Source organism: Azospirillum sp. A23 (genome assembly GCF_042938965.1).
In the GTDB taxonomy this organism is placed as follows: Bacteria; Pseudomonadota; Alphaproteobacteria; order Azospirillales; family Azospirillaceae; genus Azospirillum; species Azospirillum melinis.
In genome coordinates, this window is sequence record NZ_CP170667.1 from 1,386,557 (window position 1) to 1,402,856 (window position 16,300).

General features: G+C 66.8%; 18 protein-coding genes. 11 read left to right on the forward strand and 7 right to left on the reverse strand.

Going from position 1 to position 16,300, the window contains the following annotated elements:
• The first annotated feature begins 102 nt into the window (after positions 1-102).
• The 3 genes from ABNQ40_RS23910 to ABNQ40_RS23920 are packed head-to-tail and all read left to right on the forward strand — an operon-like array spanning position 103 to position 2,831.
• Positions 103-1,083: an ABC transporter substrate-binding protein gene (locus ABNQ40_RS23910; RefSeq protein WP_391347489.1), complete on the forward strand. Its 981-nt coding sequence runs from the start codon at positions 103-105 to the stop codon at positions 1,081-1,083.
• Positions 1,084-1,140: 57 nt separating this feature from the next.
• A complete protein-coding gene (locus ABNQ40_RS23915; protein ID WP_109051765.1) occupies positions 1,141-2,037 on the forward strand; it encodes an ABC transporter permease in 897 nt (298 codons plus the stop codon).
• On the forward strand, positions 2,034-2,831 hold the full coding sequence (locus tag ABNQ40_RS23920; RefSeq protein ID WP_109051764.1) for an ABC transporter ATP-binding protein: 798 nt from the start codon (positions 2,034-2,036) through the stop codon (positions 2,829-2,831). The genes ABNQ40_RS23915 and ABNQ40_RS23920 overlap by 4 nt, the downstream gene beginning before the upstream one ends.
• Here the strand turns inward: ABNQ40_RS23920 and ABNQ40_RS23925 are convergent.
• From ABNQ40_RS23925 to ABNQ40_RS23950, 6 genes are all read right to left on the reverse strand, one after another.
• Positions 2,828-4,627 (reverse strand): monovalent cation:proton antiporter-2 (CPA2) family protein, encoded by a 1,800-nt coding sequence (locus ABNQ40_RS23925; RefSeq protein ID WP_391347493.1) that lies wholly within the window; start codon positions 4,625-4,627, stop codon positions 2,828-2,830. The two genes, ABNQ40_RS23920 and ABNQ40_RS23925, sit on opposite strands and share 4 nt — an antisense overlap.
• A 114-nt stretch (positions 4,628-4,741) precedes the next feature.
• A complete protein-coding gene (locus ABNQ40_RS23930; RefSeq protein WP_109051762.1) occupies positions 4,742-5,584 on the reverse strand; it encodes an FTR1 family protein in 843 nt (280 codons plus the stop codon).
• 76 nt (positions 5,585-5,660) lie between these two features.
• Entirely contained in the window at positions 5,661-6,008 is a 348-nt protein-coding gene (locus tag ABNQ40_RS23935) for a cupredoxin domain-containing protein (RefSeq protein ID WP_109051761.1), read from the reverse strand.
• 205 nt (positions 6,009-6,213) lie between these two features.
• The gene (locus tag ABNQ40_RS23940) at positions 6,214-6,627 is read right to left on the reverse strand and encodes a GFA family protein (protein ID WP_109051760.1); all 414 of its coding nucleotides are present in this window, start codon (positions 6,625-6,627) and stop codon (positions 6,214-6,216) included.
• On the reverse strand, positions 6,624-7,073 hold the full coding sequence (locus tag ABNQ40_RS23945; RefSeq protein WP_109051759.1) for a GFA family protein: 450 nt from the start codon (positions 7,071-7,073) through the stop codon (positions 6,624-6,626). Before ABNQ40_RS23945 ends, ABNQ40_RS23940 begins: the two co-directional genes overlap by 4 nt.
• A gap of 3 nt (positions 7,074-7,076) precedes the next feature.
• Positions 7,077-7,316 carry a DUF1127 domain-containing protein gene (locus tag ABNQ40_RS23950; RefSeq protein WP_109051758.1) on the reverse strand — a complete coding sequence of 80 codons (240 nt, stop codon included), beginning with the start codon at positions 7,314-7,316 and terminating at the stop codon, positions 7,077-7,079.
• 173 nt (positions 7,317-7,489) lie between these two features.
• On the opposite strand from ABNQ40_RS23950, the gene ABNQ40_RS23955 reads away from it, so the two are divergent.
• The 6 genes from ABNQ40_RS23955 (at position 7,490) to ABNQ40_RS23980 (ending at position 13,986) form a co-directional block, all read left to right on the forward strand.
• A complete protein-coding gene (locus ABNQ40_RS23955) occupies positions 7,490-8,377 on the forward strand; it encodes a transcriptional regulator GcvA (protein WP_109051757.1) in 888 nt (295 codons plus the stop codon).
• A gap of 57 nt (positions 8,378-8,434) precedes the next feature.
• Complete coding sequence (locus ABNQ40_RS23960) at positions 8,435-9,409, forward strand: aspartate carbamoyltransferase catalytic subunit (protein ID WP_098739924.1); 975 nt, start codon at positions 8,435-8,437, stop codon at positions 9,407-9,409.
• Between the two features lie 11 nt (positions 9,410-9,420).
• The gene (locus tag ABNQ40_RS23965; RefSeq protein ID WP_109051756.1) at positions 9,421-10,716 is read left to right on the forward strand and encodes a dihydroorotase family protein; all 1,296 of its coding nucleotides are present in this window, start codon (positions 9,421-9,423) and stop codon (positions 10,714-10,716) included.
• Between the two features lie 16 nt (positions 10,717-10,732).
• Entirely contained in the window at positions 10,733-11,332 is a 600-nt protein-coding gene (plsY, locus tag ABNQ40_RS23970; protein ID WP_109051755.1) for a glycerol-3-phosphate 1-O-acyltransferase PlsY, read from the forward strand.
• A gap of 241 nt (positions 11,333-11,573) precedes the next feature.
• Positions 11,574-13,526, forward strand: a complete 1,953-nt coding sequence (locus ABNQ40_RS23975; RefSeq protein WP_109051754.1) for an acetoacetate--CoA ligase — start codon at positions 11,574-11,576, stop codon at positions 13,524-13,526.
• 1 nt (position 13,527) lies between these two features.
• Positions 13,528-13,986 (forward strand): hypothetical protein, encoded by a 459-nt coding sequence (locus ABNQ40_RS23980; RefSeq protein ID WP_109051753.1) that lies wholly within the window; start codon positions 13,528-13,530, stop codon positions 13,984-13,986.
• Positions 13,987-14,039: 53 nt separating this feature from the next.
• Here ABNQ40_RS23980 and ABNQ40_RS23985 read toward each other — a convergent pair whose 3' ends face one another.
• Entirely contained in the window at positions 14,040-15,032 is a 993-nt protein-coding gene (locus ABNQ40_RS23985; protein ID WP_109051752.1) for a TerC family protein, read from the reverse strand.
• A 435-nt stretch (positions 15,033-15,467) separates the two neighbouring features.
• Here ABNQ40_RS23985 and ABNQ40_RS23990 point away from each other — a divergent pair, with 435 nt between their 5' ends.
• Positions 15,468-15,743 (forward strand): HU family DNA-binding protein, encoded by a 276-nt coding sequence (locus tag ABNQ40_RS23990; RefSeq protein ID WP_012974184.1) that lies wholly within the window; start codon positions 15,468-15,470, stop codon positions 15,741-15,743.
• Between the two features lie 34 nt (positions 15,744-15,777).
• Positions 15,778-16,188 carry a MucR family transcriptional regulator gene (locus ABNQ40_RS23995; RefSeq protein WP_109051751.1) on the forward strand — a complete coding sequence of 137 codons (411 nt, stop codon included), beginning with the start codon at positions 15,778-15,780 and terminating at the stop codon, positions 16,186-16,188.
• The last annotated feature ends 112 nt before the right edge of the window (positions 16,189-16,300 follow it).

The following is a 16,300-nucleotide window of genomic DNA, read 5'->3' on the forward strand; positions in this document are numbered from 1 at the left end:
GGCATGCCGCCATATCCTGGCCCGGACGCCCCTGCTGCCGAGTTGACGGCGGCGCCCGCGCAGTCTAGGGGAAGACCTTTGCGTTGCGGAGAGTCCCAAGCCATGTCCTTCACCCGCCTGTTGTGCGCCGCGGCGGCACTCGCCGCCTTCGTCGGTCCGATCGCCGCGCCGGTTTCGGCCATTGCGCAGAGCAAGACCGTCGCCATCACTGCCATCGTCCAGCATCCGGCACTCGACGCCACCCGCAACGGCATCGTGGAGGCGCTGAAGGACGCCGGCTTCGTCCAGGGCCAGACGCTCAAGGTCGAATACCAGAGCGCGCAGGGCAATCCGGCCACCGCTGCCCAGATCGCCCGCCAGTTCGCCGGTTCCCGCCCGGACGTGATCGTGCCGATCTCCACCCCCTCGGCCCAGGCGGTGGCGGCGGCGACCCGCGACATCCCGGTTGTCTTCACCGCGGTGACCGATCCGATCTCGGCCCAGATGGTCAAGTCGATGGACAAGCCCGGCGCCAACATCACCGGCCTGTCCGACATGGCCCCGGTGGGCGAGCATGTGGCGCTGATCCGCGAGATCCTGCCACAGGTCAAGCGCATCGGCGTGCTCTACAACCCCGGTGAGCCCAACTCCATCGTGCTGGTCAAGGCGCTGAAGGACGAAGCGGCCAAGGTGGGGTTGAGCGTCGTCGAGGCCTCCGTGCCCAAGTCGTCCGATGCCCAGCCGGCGGTGCGCAGCCTCGTCGGCAAGGCCGACGCCGTCTACATCCCGCTCGACAACACCGTCGTCTCGGCCCTGGAAAGCGTGATCGCGGTCGGCCAGCAGGCGAAGCTGCCGATCTTCTCCGCCGACACCGACAGCGTCGCCCGCGGCACGGTCGCCTCGGTCGGCTTCGATTATTTCCAGGTCGGCAAGCAGACCGGCGCCATCGTCGCCCGCGTCCTGAAGGGCGAGAAGCCGGGCGACATCCCGGTGGCGCTCGCCAAGGGCACCGACCTGTTCGTCAATCCCAAGTCCGCCGCCGCCATGGGCGTCACCCTGCCCGACGCGGTGGTGAAGCGCGCGACGAAGGTTGTCGGGCAGTAAGCGATCGTCAGGGGGGAGCAGAGCGCTCCCCCGCCAAGCACTTTCAAAAGCACCGCAATGACTGAAATCGCCCTGTTCGGCGCCATCGAGATCGGCCTCGTCTATGCGCTGGTCGCCATCGGCGTCTATCTGTCCTTCCGCATCCTGGACTTCCCCGACCTGACGGTGGACGGAAGCTTTCCGCTGGGGGCAGCCGTCTGCGCGGTGCTGCTGATCGCCGGGGTCAACCCGTGGCTGGCAAGCCTCGCCGCAGCGCTGGCGGGAGCGGCGGCCGGGCTGGTCACGGCGACGCTGAACGTCCGCTTCAAGATTCTGCATCTGCTCGCCAGCATCCTGACGATGATCGCGCTGTTCTCGGTCAACCTGCGGGTCATGGGCCGGCCGAACGTCGCGCTGCTGATGCAGGACACCGTGCTGACGCCCTTCTATGGGCTGGGGATCCCCGACCACATCGTCCGCCCGCTGGTGGTCGGCGCCATCGTCGCGGTCGTCGTCCTGTTGCTCGCCCGCTTCCTGGGCAGCGAGTTCGGGCTGGCGATGCGGGCAACCGGCGTCAATGCGCGGATGGCGCGGGCGCAGGGGGTCGACACCGATGCCCATGTCTATGCCGGCATCGCCCTGTCGAACGCCCTGACCGGTCTGGCCGGCGCCCTGTTCGCCCAGACCAATGGCTTCGCCGACGTCACCACCGGCATCGGCACCATCGTCGTCGGGCTGGCCGCCGTGATCGTCGGCGAGACGGTGCTGCCCGCCCGCGCGCTGGCCCTGGCGCTGGTCGGCTGCGTCGCCGGGTCGATCCTCTACCGTCTCGCAGTCCAGTTGGCACTGTCGGCGGATGCCATCGGGCTGCAGGCCTCGGACCTCAATCTGGTGACCGCGGTGCTGGTCGCCGTCGCCCTGATCCTGCCGCGCCTGAAGGCGAAGGCCAGCCGCAGCACGAAAGCCGCCCGATGATCGTCGTCGAAGACATCCACGTCACCTTCGGGCGCGGCACGCCGCTGGAAAAGCATGCGCTGCGCGGCGTCGACCTGACCATTCCCGAAGGCGAATTCGTCACCGTCATCGGCTCCAACGGCGCCGGCAAGTCGACCTTCCTCGGCTCCCTGGCCGGCGACGTGCTGGCTGAGCAGGGGCGCATCTCCATCGACGGCACCGACGTCACCCGCTGGGACACGCCGCGCCGTGCCGGTCTGGTCGCCCGCGTCTTCCAGGATCCGATGGCCGGCAGCTGCGCCACGTTGACCATCGAGGAAAACATGGCGCTCGCCGCCGCCCGCGGACGCCGCCGAGATCTAGCGCCGGCGCTGGGCGGCGACCGCCGCAAGGGTTTCCGCGACCGCATCGCGGCGCTGGGGCTGGGGTTGGAAAACCGGCTGCACGACCGCATGGGCCTGCTGTCCGGCGGCCAGCGTCAGGCGGTCAGCCTGCTGATGGCGACGCTCGCCGGCTCCAAGATCCTTCTGCTGGACGAGCACACCGCGGCACTCGACCCCGCCACCGCCGACTTCGTGCTGGATCTGACCCGCCGCATCGTCCGCGACAACCGCCTGACCACGCTGATGGTCACCCATTCGATGCGGCAGGCGCTCGACTATGGCGACCGCACGCTGATGCTGCACGAGGGCCGCGTCGTGCTGGACGTGGCAGGGGAGAAGCGCGCCGGACTGGACGTGCCGCACCTGCTCGCACTGTTCGCCAGACAGCGCGGCGGGGCGGAGATCAGCGACGACAGCCTGCTGATCGGTTAGGCGCTGGCTGTTCTCGGTTCCGCCTCTCCCTGCACGGCATCCTCGCGGTCCGCCTCGAACAGCGACTGAAGCTCGGCGGCGGCATCGCGGGAGGTCTGGATCAGCTTGGTCTCGTCATTGTGGACGGCGTGCTGGCGGATCAGGGTCCGCTCGTCATGGGCACGGAAGGTGTCGAGCGTCCGCACGACCTCGCCCTCCGCCATGCCCATCTGGCGGAGCACATCGCCGGTCAGCCGGATGCTGCTGTCGAAGGTCTCGCGCACGATGTGGGTGACGCCGCGGTCCATCAGATGGTGGACATGGCGGCGGTTGCGGGCGCGGGCGAAGATGGTCAGGTTGGGGAAATGGCGCGTCGCCATCTCGACCACGCGCAGCGACTGCTCCATGTCGTCCAGGGCCACCACCAGCACCTTGGCCTTGTCCGCCCCGGCGGCGCGCAGAAGCTCGACGCGCGTCGGGTCGCCGTAATAGGCCTTGCTGCCGAACTTGCGGACGAAGTCGACCTGCGCCGCACTGCTCTCCAGCGCGGTGAAGGCAATGCCGCGCATGCGCAGCACGCGGCCGACGACCTGCCCGACCCGGCCGAAGCCGCAGATGATGACCGGCGGGTTCTCGTCGGGCGGGGTGTCGAACGGCCGCTTGGGCTTGCCGCTCATCAGGCGCGGTGCGAACCAGCGCTCCTCCGCCGCGAACAGGAAGGGGGTCGCCAGCATCGACAGGGTGACCACCAGCATGGCTGCCGACGCTTGTTCCCCCGCCATCGCACCGCCGCCGACCGCCAGCCCGAACAGCACGAAGCCGAACTCGCCGCCCTGGCTCAGCACCGTCGCCATCCGCCCCGCTCCGGCCCAGGGCACGCCGGCGATGCGGGCAAGAACCAGCAGCACCGCCCCCTTCACCACCAGCAGTGCGACAGCAAGGCCGAGGAAACGGATCGGGTGCGCCATCAGCGTCGGCACGTCAGCCCCCATCCCGACCGAAACGAAGAACAGCCCGAGCAGCAGCCCCTCGAACGGCTCGATGTCTGCCTGCACTTCGTGCCGGTATTCCGAATCCGACAGCAGCACGCCGGCCATGAAGGCGCCCAGCGACATCGACAGGCCGGCCTCCTGGATCAGCACGGCGGTGCCGATGACGATCAGCAGGGCGGTGGCGGTGAAGATCTCCGGCGCGCCGGCACGGTCGACGGCATGGAAGATCGGCCGCAGCAGATAGCGCCCGCCGATCAGCACCAGCGCAACCGCGACCACTGCCTTGGCCACGGCCAGCCAGGCGCCGTCGGCATGCGGAACGGAGCCATTGCCCAGCAGCGGCAGCAGCGCCACCGCCGGGATGATGGCGAGGTCCTGGAACAGCAGAATGGAAAAGGCGTTGCGCCCCGACTGGTTGGCGAGCAGACCGCGCTCCGCCATCATCGGCAGAGCCATGGCGGTGGAGGACAGGGCAAAACCGAAGCCCAGCACCACCGCGGTCGGCCAGGCGAGCCCCAGCCCCCAGCCGCACAGCGCGGCGATCACCGCACCGGTGACGGCGACCTGCGCACCGCCAAGCCCAAGCACCGATTTCCGCATGACCCACAGGCGGGCGGGCCGCAACTCCAGCCCGATCAGGAACAGCAGCATGACGACGCCGAGTTCCGAGGCGTGGGCAATCGCCCCCACATTGGTCACCAGCCCAAGGCCCGCAGGCCCCACCGCCAGTCCGGCGGCGAGATAGCCGAGCGGCGCCCCGAAACCGAACCTTTTCGCCACCGGCACGGCGACCACCATCGCCGCCAGCAGCACAACCAACGTCACAAGCTCCGCCATATTCCCCGCCGCTCGACTGTAGCAGCGGCACTATGACGCGATTTCAACGGGCAAGGCCAGACGCTTGACCGTCGGCCCGGCCCTACACCTTCATGCTATTGATCATTCCGCTGCGGACGCAACCCGCGACCGGTTGGACGGCGAATTGCCGGCCGCCCAGCGGGTCAGCAGCAGGATGCCGACGACCACGCCGACATAGGCGATCAGCTGCGCCTCCGTCGGACGGTCGGTGTAGCCGACCAGAACATGGAGCGCCTGCCCGATCAGGCTGTTGTCGCGCAGAATGGCCGAGCTGTCCCACAGCACCGTCCCGCCCGCATTCAGCATGCCGCCCTGCGCCAGGAAATTGACCGCGGTGGCGGCCATGCCGGCGGCCAGAAGCGTCAGCAGCCACGTGGTGGTGGCGAACAGGTGCCGCGTCGGGATCTGCACCAGCCCGGCATAGAGAAGGACGGAGACAAGCCCACCGAGCGCCACACCCCCAAGCCCACCGGCGGCCACGGTGGCGATGCCGCCCTCCTCCGAGGCCAGGATGCCCGTCAGGAACAGCACGATCTCGGACCCTTCGCGGAGAACGGCGACGCCGATGACGATGGCAAGCGCGGCCAGCGATTTCTCGCCGCTCCGCACCGCATGGCCGACCGCCTTCATGTCGCGCGCCAGTTCGCGGCCATGCTGCGCCATCCAGGCATTGTGCCAAGCCAGCATGACGACGGCGATCAGCAGGACGGTGGCGTTGAACAGCTCCTGCCCGGTGTCGGCGAACAGCGAGCTGATGCCGTCGGCGAAGGCCGCGACGACGCAGGACCCGATGATGCCGCCGACGATGCCGAGGGCGATCCACCGGCCGCGCCCGGCCACCCCCTGGGTGGCGGCCAGCACGATGCCGACGATGAGGCCCGCTTCGAGAACCTCGCGAAAGACGATGATCAGACTGGCGAGCATGGTCGTCTCCGGTACGGGGGCGGTCTCTGGCTTAAGACTGCGCCCTAAGACTGCGTCGAACGGTCTTAAGACTGTGTCACTCGGCGATCACGGCGCCCTGCGCCGTCGCCTCGTGGAACTCGCCGAAGAAGGGATAGCGCCCCGGCTTCAGCGGACCGACCATGACCTTGATCTGCTTGCGGCCGCCGACGATCTTCTCGACCTTCATCTCGCCGCTTTCGAACTCTTCTGACGTGGCGTCCTGATTGTCGACCAGCAGGGTCACCCGCTTGTTGGCAGGCACCTTGACCTCGGCCGGTTCGAACTTGTGGTCCTTGATGACGATGGTGATCGCATCGTCGGCCCGGACAGGAACGGCGTTCAGAAAAGCCGCGCCGGAAATGGCGATGGCACAGGCGGCGGACAGCAGGGAAACACGGCGCATTCGCGGAAAACCTCAGGGGCTGGTGGGCCTTTTGCTTCTGAAAATCATTCTCACCCCAGCCACCCAGGGTCAAATGAAAAGGCACCCGCAGGCTCCGCAACGCACCTGCGACGGAAACGCGCACCCGGCAGGAATGCGGCCGTCCACAAACAAATGTCCCTACCAACTTTCCTTGGCAACTTTCCGCGCTTGAAACCCCAGCCCTTTATTCCGGTTCCGACGACCCGGGAAACTGCTCTAGCCCGTCGGTGATCTCGTAATAATCGGCCTTGCCGGCGACATAGCCATGGCGGAGCGTCGTCAGCCCGGTCGGCTGATCCAGGCTGCCGGCGGCGATCTCGATCTCGCTTTTGCCGTCGCCCTTCCAGAACAGCGACGATCCGCACCGGCCGCAGAATCCGCGCTCCGCGATGTCGGAGGAGCGATACCAGGACAGGGTCGCATCTGCATCGAAGGTGACGGTGTCGCGCGGCACGGTGATGTAGGCGCCGATATGACCATGGAAGCGGCGGCACTGCCCGCAATGGCAGGTCACAACCCCGTCCGGCCGCTCGGCCAGCACGAAGCGCACGCCACCGCACAGGCAGCCCCCGGAAAGCGCCCTGCCCTGTTCGCTCATTCCACCGTCTCTCCCGTGCTGGCCCGGCGTTCGACGCCGTCGTCGCCGATGTCGTAATAGGCGCCCTTGTGGTCGACGAAGATGTGGCGCTCGACCCGGAGTCCCGACGCATCGTCCAGGCTACCGGCAGTCACGGTGATGCGCGGTCCATCTTCGGCACCGCTCTGGTCGAGCGCCTCCCAGAACAGCCCGGCACCGCAACGCGCGCAGAAACCGCGCCGCGCCCGGTCAGAGGAGGCATACCATGTCAGTGTGGCGTCGTTCAGCAGACGCAATGCCGTACGCGGCAGGCCGGTGTAGGCGCCGACATGGCTGTGCTGACGCCTGCACTGGGAACAGTGGCAGAAGGAGATCGGCTCCGGATGCGTGTCGATGGCATAGCGCACGCCGCCGCACAGGCAACCGCCGGTCCAGACCCGCTCTCCCCCTGCCGTCGCGTCGGTCATCGCTCAACCCCGCCAGAACGGCTTCTCGGCCTCATAGTCGGCGTCGGCACGCGAAATGCCGATGTCCGACAGCAGGTGGTCGGGCAAGGCCTCCAGCGCGCGGCGCTGCCGGCGGCGCTCGTTCCAGGTGGCGAGGCGGTCGAACAGCGACACCACGCGTTCGCCCAGACCGGGGTTGGTCTGCACCGGCTTGGCGACGAACAGCTCTGCGGCGGAAAACTGCGACTGCGTTCCCTTAGCCATGATCCGATTTCCTTCGCTGGATGGGGAGCGGGGCCTCAGCCTCGCCGCTCCGTTCAGTGTGATCGCTTGTGAAACTGAGGATGGGGCACGGAACGCTTGCCGACAAACGACGCTTTCTCATAGAATCGATTAGCTTTGCTAATCCGAATCCACCTCCGGTCCAGAACCGCCCCATGTCCCGCCGCCTGCCCCCGCTGAACGCGCTGCGCGCCTTCGAAGCCGCCGCCCGCCATCTTTCCTTCACAAAGGCCGCTGAAGAACTGCATGTGACGCAGGCCGCCGTCAGCCATCAGATCAAGGCGCTGGAGGAGTGGCTCGGATTACCGCTGTTTCGCCGAATGAACCGGGCGCTGGCGCTGACCGAGGCCGGGCAGAGCTATCTGCCGCCGGTGCGCGAGGCGATGGACACGCTGTCCCAGGCTACCGACCGGCTGATCCGCGCCGACAGCAGCGGTACGCTGACCATCTCCACCATGCCCAGCTTCGCGTCCAAATGGCTGGTGCCGCGGCTGGTCCGTTTCCAAAAGCGTCATCCCGATATGGATGTGCGGGTCCACAGCACGGCGCAGGTGGTCGATTTCGCCCGTCACGACGTCGATCTGGCGATCCGCTTCGGCAACGGGCTGTGGCCGGATCTGCGGGTGGAGCGGCTGTTGACCGAGGACATCTTCCCGGTCGGCCATCCGTCCCTGTTATCCGGCAAGCGGCCACTGGTGAATCCGGAGGATCTGCGGCATCACACGCTGCTGCACGACGACTACAACATTTCCTGGGCGGTGTGGTGTCGGGTGGCGGGGATCGAGGGGGTGGACACCGAACGCGGCCTGAGATTCGACGATTCGTCCTTCACCCTCCAGGCGGCGATCAACGGCCATGGCATAGCGCTCGCCCGCGGCGTGCTGGTGGCCGACGACATCGCCGCCGGGCGGCTGGTCCGCCTGTTCGATGTGCGGTTGCCGGGAAGCCTCGCCTATTACGTCGTGGCACCGCAGCATTACTTTTCCCGGCCCAAGGTGAAGGCCTTCTACGACTGGTTGTTCGAAGAGGCGGGAACGGTGTGAAACCCTTCGCATGGAGCGGCTTGCGGGCGTAACGGACCGCTCCTATAGTCCGCGGCCATGAGCGCGAACCCGCCCCCCGACACGGTCTTCCCGCACCGCCACCTTCTCGGAATCGAGGGGCTGCGGGCCGGCGAGATCACCCAGATTCTCGACCTCGCCGATGGCTATGTCGAACAGAACCGCCGCCCCGTGAAGAAGTCCAACCTGTTGGACGGCCGCACGCAGGTGAACCTGTTCTTCGAGAACTCCACCCGCACCCGCACCAGCTTCGAGCTGGCCGGCAAGCGGCTGGGGGCCGACGTCATCAACATGTCGACCGACAGCAGTTCGGTGAAGAAGGGCGAGACCCTGATCGACACGGCGATGACGCTGAACGCCATGCACCTCGACGCGCTGGTGGTGCGCCACGCCGATTCGGGTGCCGTCAAGCTGCTGGCCGACAAGGTCAACTGCTCCGTCATCAACGCCGGCGACGGCCACCACGAACACCCGACCCAGGCCCTGCTCGACGCGCTGGCGATCCGCCGACGCCTCGGCCGGCTGGACGGGCTGATCGTGGCGATCTGCGGCGACATCCTGCACAGCCGCGTCGCGCGCTCCAACATTCACCTGCTGAACGCCATGGGTGCCCGGGTGCGCTGCGTGGCGCCGCCAACCCTGCTGCCGTCGCAGATCGAACGGCTGGGCGTCGAGGTCCACCACTCGATGAAGGCCGGCCTGCGCGACGCCGACGTGGTTATGATGCTGCGCCTGCAGACCGAGCGGATGAGCGGCCAGTACGTCCCCTCCACCCGGGAATACTTCTACTTCTACGGCCTCGATTACGAAAAGCTGGAGGTGGCGAAGCCGGACGCGGTCATCATGCACCCCGGTCCGATGAACCGCGGCGTGGAGATCGATTCGGAGGTCGCGGACGATCTCAAGCGCTCGATGATCCTCGATCAGGTGGAGCTGGGCGTGGCCGTCCGCATGGCCGTGCTGGACCTGCTGACCCGTGAACGCCGCCAGTCCGACCTTGCGGGAGCCGTCTGATGAGTGGCCCGATGAGTGCGCGTACCGTCTACCGCAACGCCCGCCTGCTCGATCCGGCGACGGGCCTCGACCAGCGCGGCGACCTGCTGATCGATGGCGAGACCATCGCCGATTTCGGCCCCGGCCTGTTCAACGACTCCACACCCGAAGGTGCGGAGGTGATCGACCTTGCCGGCCAGTGCCTCGCTCCCGGCCTCGTCGACATGCGGGTGCTGATCGGCGAACCGGGCGAGGAAGAAAAGGACACGATCAAGAGCGCGTCGCGCGCCGCGGCGGCCGGCGGCATCACCGCCATGGCGCTGCTGCCCAACACCGACCCCGTGCTGGACGAGGTCGCCGGTCTTGAGTTCATCGCGCGGCGTGCCCGCGAGGTGAAGCTGGTCAAGGTCTTCGCCTACGGCTCCGCCACACGCGGCACCGAAGGCAACGAGATCACCGAGATGGGCCTGCTCGGGCAGGCCGGCGCGGTCGCCTTCACCGACGGCATCAAGGCAATCGTCAGCGCCAAGACCATGCGCCGGGCACTCAGCTACGCCAAGACCTTCGGCAAGCTGATCGTCCAGCACCCCGAAGAGCCCTCGCTGGCGTCGGGCGGCATGATGAATTCCGGCGAGATCGCCACCCGCCTCGGCCTCGTCGGCATCCCCCGCGAGGCCGAGATCATCATGATCGAGCGCGACCTGCGGCTGGCCGAGTTGACCGGCGGGCGCCTGCACTTCGCCCACGTCACCACCGGCGAATCCGTCGACCTGATCCGCCGCGCCAAGGCGCGCGGACTGAAGGTGACCTGCGACACCGCCCCGCATTACTTCGCCCTGACCGAGACCGACGTCGGCGACTACCGCACCTATGCCAAGGTGTCGCCGCCGCTGCGTGGCGAGATGGACCGCCGCGCCATCGTCGAGGGGCTGGCCGACGGCACCATCGACGCCATCGCGTCCGACCATGTGCCGCAGGACCAGGACCAGAAGCGCCTTCCCTTCGCCCAGGCCGCCCCCGGCGTCATCGGGCTGGAGACCCTGTTCCCGCTGACGCTGGAACTTGTGCACAAGGGCAGGATGCCGCTCCTGAAGGCGCTGGCCTGCGTCACCGCCAACCCGGCGGCCATCCTCGACTTGCCCCTGGGCCGCATCGTCAAGGGCGGGCCGGCCGATCTGGTCGTCTTCGATGCCGACGTGCCGTGGCAGATCGACGTCAGCCGCTTCAAGTCGAAGTCGAAGAACTCGCCCTTCGAGAACCGTCCGGTCCAGGGCCGGCCGCTGCGCACCATCGTCGACGGCCGCACCGTCTGGCAGGCGGAGGGCTGATCCGGTGCTGACCCCCATGTTCGCTGGCGTGCTTGCCGCCCTGCTGGGCTACCTGCTGGGCTCGATCCCCTTCGGGCTGGTGCTGACCCGGATGGCCGGTCTGGGCGACATCCGCCAGATCGGCTCCGGCAACATCGGCGCCACCAACGTGCTGCGCACCGGCAACAAGCCGCTGGCGCTGGCGACCCTGCTGCTCGACAGCGGCAAGGGCGCCATCGCAGCTCTGCTGGCCCTGTGGTGGGCCGGGCCGGAAGCGGCGGTTCTGGCCGCCGGCGGCGCCATGCTGGGCCACAGCTTCCCGGTCTGGCTGGGGTTCAAGGGCGGCAAGGGTGTCGCGACGGCAATCGGCGTCCTGCTGGCCGTGTGCTGGCCGGTCGGGCTGCTGGCCTGCCTGACCTGGATCGTCATGGCGGCGCTGTTCCGCATCTCGTCGCTGTCGGCGCTGACGGCTCTCGGCCTCAGCCCGTTGACCGGCTGGTATTTCGGCGGACCGCTGGTCGGCGGGCTCTGCCTGTTCATCGCCGTTCTGGTCTTCATCCGGCACGAGACGAACATCCGGCGCCTGCTGAAAGGCGAGGAGCCGAAGATCGGCGCCGGCAAGAAGAAGGTCGCCTGACCGGCAATCCGACAAACCGGTGACAGGGGGCGGGGAGGAAACTTCCCGCCCTTTTCGTTTGCAGCGCCTTGATTCCGTTACCCTTGCCGTCCGCCACCCTATCCGATTTCGTCCACCCGAGCGCAGACAACCGGTGCAGCCATGCGCTATGCTGCACGGCAATCCGGGGCACGAACAAGCAACCCGGCAGGAGAGCCGGCCGCTGGGGCCGGTCGAAAACGAGACGCTGAGGGAACCGAGAATGGACACTCCGCTGTGGAGCCCGAGTGAGGAGCGCATCGCGCAGGCCAACCTGACCGTCTTCCGCGAGGCGGCGAATGCGCGATTCGGACTGCGGTTGGACGATTACGACGCGCTCTACAACTGGTCGATCGCGGAGAAGGAGCGGTTCTGGCGCTTCCTGTGGGAATGGGCCGGGCTGACCGGCGATCTCGGCGCCGTCGATCTGCTGGACGGCGACAGGATGCCGGGCGCCCGCTGGTTCCCGGAAGCCCACCTCAGCTATGCCGAGAACCTGCTGGCCGGCGCGCCGGACGACAATGCCGTCGTCTTCTGGGGCGAGGACAAGGTGAAGTACCGCTGGAGCGGGGCGGAACTAAAGGCCACCGCCTCCCGCCTTCAGCAGGCGCTGAAGGCCAGGGGCGTCGGCAAGGGCGACCGCGTCGCCGCCATCATGCCGAACATGCCGGAAACGCTGGCGGCGATGATCGCCACCACCAGCCTGGGCGCGGTGTGGTCGTCCTGCTCGCCCGATTTCGGCATCCAGGGCATCACCGACCGCTTCGGCCAGATCGAGCCGAAGGTGGTCTTCGCCCCCGACGCCTATTGGTACAACGGCAAGAGCCACGACGTCCGCGCCAAGGTGGCCGAAGTCCTCAAGGACCTGCCGACCGTCGTCGCCACCGTCATCGTCCCCTATGTCGACAAGGATCCCGACCTGTCGGCGATCCCCGGTGCCGTCGGCCTCCACGACTTCATGGCGCCCCATCCGGTGGCCGAGCCGACCTTCGAACGGGTCGAATTCGACCACCCGCTGTTCATCCTCTATTCGTCCGGCACCACCGGAAAGCCGAAATGCATCGTCCATGGCACCGGCGGCACTATCCTTCAGCATGTGAAGGAACACCGGCTGCACTGCGACCTCAAGCCCGGCGACCGGCTGTTTTACTTCACCACCTGCGGCTGGATGATGTGGAATTGGCTGGTGACCGGATTGGCCAGCGGCACGACGCTGGTCCTCTATGACGGCTCGCCCTTCGCCCCCAACGGCAACATCCTGTTCGACTATGCCGATGCGGAGCAGGTAACGCTGTTCGGCACCTCGGCCAAGTTCATCCAGTCGCTGGAAAAGTCCGGGCTGGAGCCGATGAAGACCCATTCCCTGGCCAGCGTCCGCGCCCTGGCCTCCACCGGGTCTCCGCTGATGCCGGAGAATTTCGAGTTCGTCTATCGCTCGATCAAGCAGGACCTCCATCTCGCCTCGATCAGCGGCGGCACCGACATCATGTCCTGCTTCGTGCTGGGCAACCCGATCTCGCCGGTGTGGAAGGGCGAGATCCAGACGCGCGGCCTCGGCATGGCGGTGGAGGCCTTCGACGACAATGGCCACGCCGTCCGCGGCGAGAAGGGCGAACTGGTCTGCACCCGCCCCTTCCCCAGCATGCCCATCGGCTTCTGGGCCGATCCGGACGGCTCGAAATACCGCTCCGCCTATTTCGACCGCTTCCCCAACATCTGGGTCCATGGCGACTTCATCGAGCAGACGGAGCATGGCGGCTGGGTCATCTATGGCCGCTCGGACGCGGTGCTCAACCCCGGCGGCGTGCGCATCGGCACGGCGGAGATCTACCGTCAGGTCGAGCAGTTGCCGGAAATCATGGAGGCGGTCTGCATCGGCCAGGAATGGGATGGCGACGTGCGCGTCGTGCTGTTCGTCGTGCTGCGCGAGGGGATGAAACTGGACGAGGCTCTTGCCGCCACCATCCGCAAGCGGATCAAGGACAACTGCTCGCCCCGCCATGTCCCGGCGAAGATCGTGCAGGTCACCGACATCCCGCGCACCCGCTCCGGCAAGATCACCGAACTGGCGGTGCGCGACGCCGTCCACGGCCGGCCGATCAAGAACACGGAGGCGCTGTCCAACCCGCAGGCGCTCGACGAGTTCCGCGAGCGGACGGAGCTGAGCGGGGCCTGACATGGCGCCGCCGCTGTTCCTCGACCTCGACGGCGTGCTTGCCGATTTCGACCGCGGCGTCGTCGCGGCCACCGGCAAGCGGCCGGAACAGCTGGCGATGAAGGAGATGTGGCGGGCGCTGTCCCGGCATGCCGACTTCTTCGGCACGCTGGAGTTCATGCACGACGCGCAGGAGCTTTGGAGCTTCTGCGCGCCGCACCGGCCGACGATCCTGACCGGCCTGCCTTTGGGCGGCTGGGCGCCGGAACAGAAGACGCGCTGGGTCTCCCGCATGCTGGGGGCCGACGTCCCGGTCATCACCTGCATGGCCCGCGACAAGGCCCGCTACGCCAGTCCCGGCGCCATCCTGGTCGATGACCGCGAGAAGGCCCGCGAGCCTTGGGAAACGGCCGGCGGATGCTTCATCCTCCACCGCAATGCCGCGGACAGCATCGCCGAACTGGCGAAGCTGGGGTTCTGAGAATGACGGAAAGGGCGGCACCGGCGTGCCGCCCCCAGCGTCGAACGTCCCGGTTACTCGGCCGCCACCGCCTTGTTTTCCCGGCTGGTCTTCCACAGAGACACCGCCACGCCACCGCCGATGAGGGCGAAGGTCACGCCCAAGGCGATCAGCGGGTCGGGCTTGCCGAAGACCTGCGTGTAGAAAATCTTGCCACCGATGAACACCAGCACCAGCGCCAGGGCGTATTTCAGGTAACGGAAGCGGTGGACCATCGCAGCCAGAGCGAAATACAGCGCGCGCAGGCCCAGGATGGCGAAGATGTTGCTGGTATAGACCAGATACGGGTCGGTGGTGATGGCGAATATCGCGGGCACGCTGTCCACCGCGAAGACCAGATCGGCCAGTTCGACCATGATCAGCGCCAGCAGCAGCGGCGTGGCCGTCCAGCGCATTGCGCCGCTGTCGCCCACCGGCTCCTTGACGAGGAAGCGATGGCCGTGGAAGCGGTCGGTGACGCGGATGTGGCGCTTCACGAACCGGAGCGCGACATTCTCGCCCAGGTTGGTCTCCTCGTCCTTGGCGAACAGCATCTTGATGCCGGTCAGCAGCAGGAAGGCGCCGAAAACATAGAGGATCCAGTGGAATTCCGACACCAGCGCCGCACCGGCGCCGATCATCAAGCCACGCAGCACGATCACGCCCAGGATGCCCCAGAACAGCACCCGGTGCTGCAATTCACGCGGCACGGCGAAATAGCTGAAGATCAGCGATATGACGAAGACGTTGTCGAGTGACAGGCTCTTTTCGACGAAAAAGCCCGTGTAATACTGCAAGCCGGCTTCGCCGCCCATCGACCACCAGACCCAGCCGCCGAACAGCATTGCCACAGCGATGTAGAAGGCGGAGAGCTTCAGGCTCTCGCCGACGCCGATGACATGGTCGCGACGGTTAAGAACACCCAGGTCCAGCACCAGAAGGGTCAGGACAATGCCGACGAATACCAACCAAATCCAGACCGGTTTTCCCAAAAATTCGAGAAAAACAGTCGCTAACAAACTGTCCATCGCAAAACCCACTTGATGACGCTGCGTGAGCGGAGAGATCAAGCGGTTCCGACATCACGACCGACGCCTCGATCGCCAGAGGGGCCCGGACCCGAACTTGCCAGCAGATGGTGTCGCTCTGCCGCGGGTCAAGACCGCGATAAAGAGCGAACCCACCCACCAAGCAAAAGCATCGCTCAGCGTCTTTCGCTGACCTTTGCGAGTCGCAGCCCCGACAGCGTGCCTGGGATGCCGAAGCCCTGGAAATCTGCGGCGGTGGCGAACGAAACGCCATCCGGACCCGGTACTTGATGCAGCGACGCCACAGATGGCGAACGAATGACGCGCAAGAAAAACACCAACGGTTGCCCGATCTGTGTTCGCTCTTGTGCGGATGGTGCCGTTCTGCCAATAACTCCGAAAAACCGAAACCAAACCGAACAAATGGAGTTTTGCATGAACCAGGCCGAGCTGATCGAAACCGTCGCCACCAACGCCGGCATCAAGAAGGCCGACGCGGCCAAGGTCGTTCAGGCTGTGTTCGAGGGCATCTCCGGCGCGCTGGGCCGCGGCGAAGATGTGCGCCTGGCCGGTTTCGGCATCTTCGAGGTGGCCGAGCGCGCCGCCCGTGAAGGCCGCAACCCGCGCACCGGCGAAGTCGTGGCGATCGCCGCCTCCAAGGCTCCGAAGTTCAAGCCGGCCAAGCAGCTGCGCGATCTGGTGAACGGCTGATCCGCCCGCATCCGCGTCACAAGGGATCGCAGCCATGACCATCGATCAAACCGAACTGCAATCGCTGACCGCCAAGGTCGTTGCCGCCTATGTCGGCAACAACTCGGTGCCGGTTCAGGAATTGCCCACGCTGATCAACAGCGTCCAGATCGCCTTCCGCAATCTGGGCGACGACAAGCCGGCCCCGGCCAAGGCCGAACTGGTCCCGGCCGTCGCGATCAAGAAGTCGGTCACGCCGGAATTCATCATCTGTCTGGAAGACGGAAAGAAGCTGAAGATGCTGAAGCGGCATCTGAAGACCGTCTACGACATGACGCCGGACGAATACCGCGCCAAGTGGGGCCTGCCGCCGGAGTACCCGATGGTTGCCCCGAACTACGCCAAGGCGCGTTCGGAAATGGCGACCAAGCTCGGGCTTGGCCGCAAGCGTGCGGCGGCCGAATAACGGCCCTCCGCCCATCGCTGCTCGATCGGGCGCGTCCTTCGGGACGCGCCTTTTTCTTTGCCCACACCCGGCTCCGCCCGACGCTGCCTCACTCCGCCCGGGCTACCTCGTT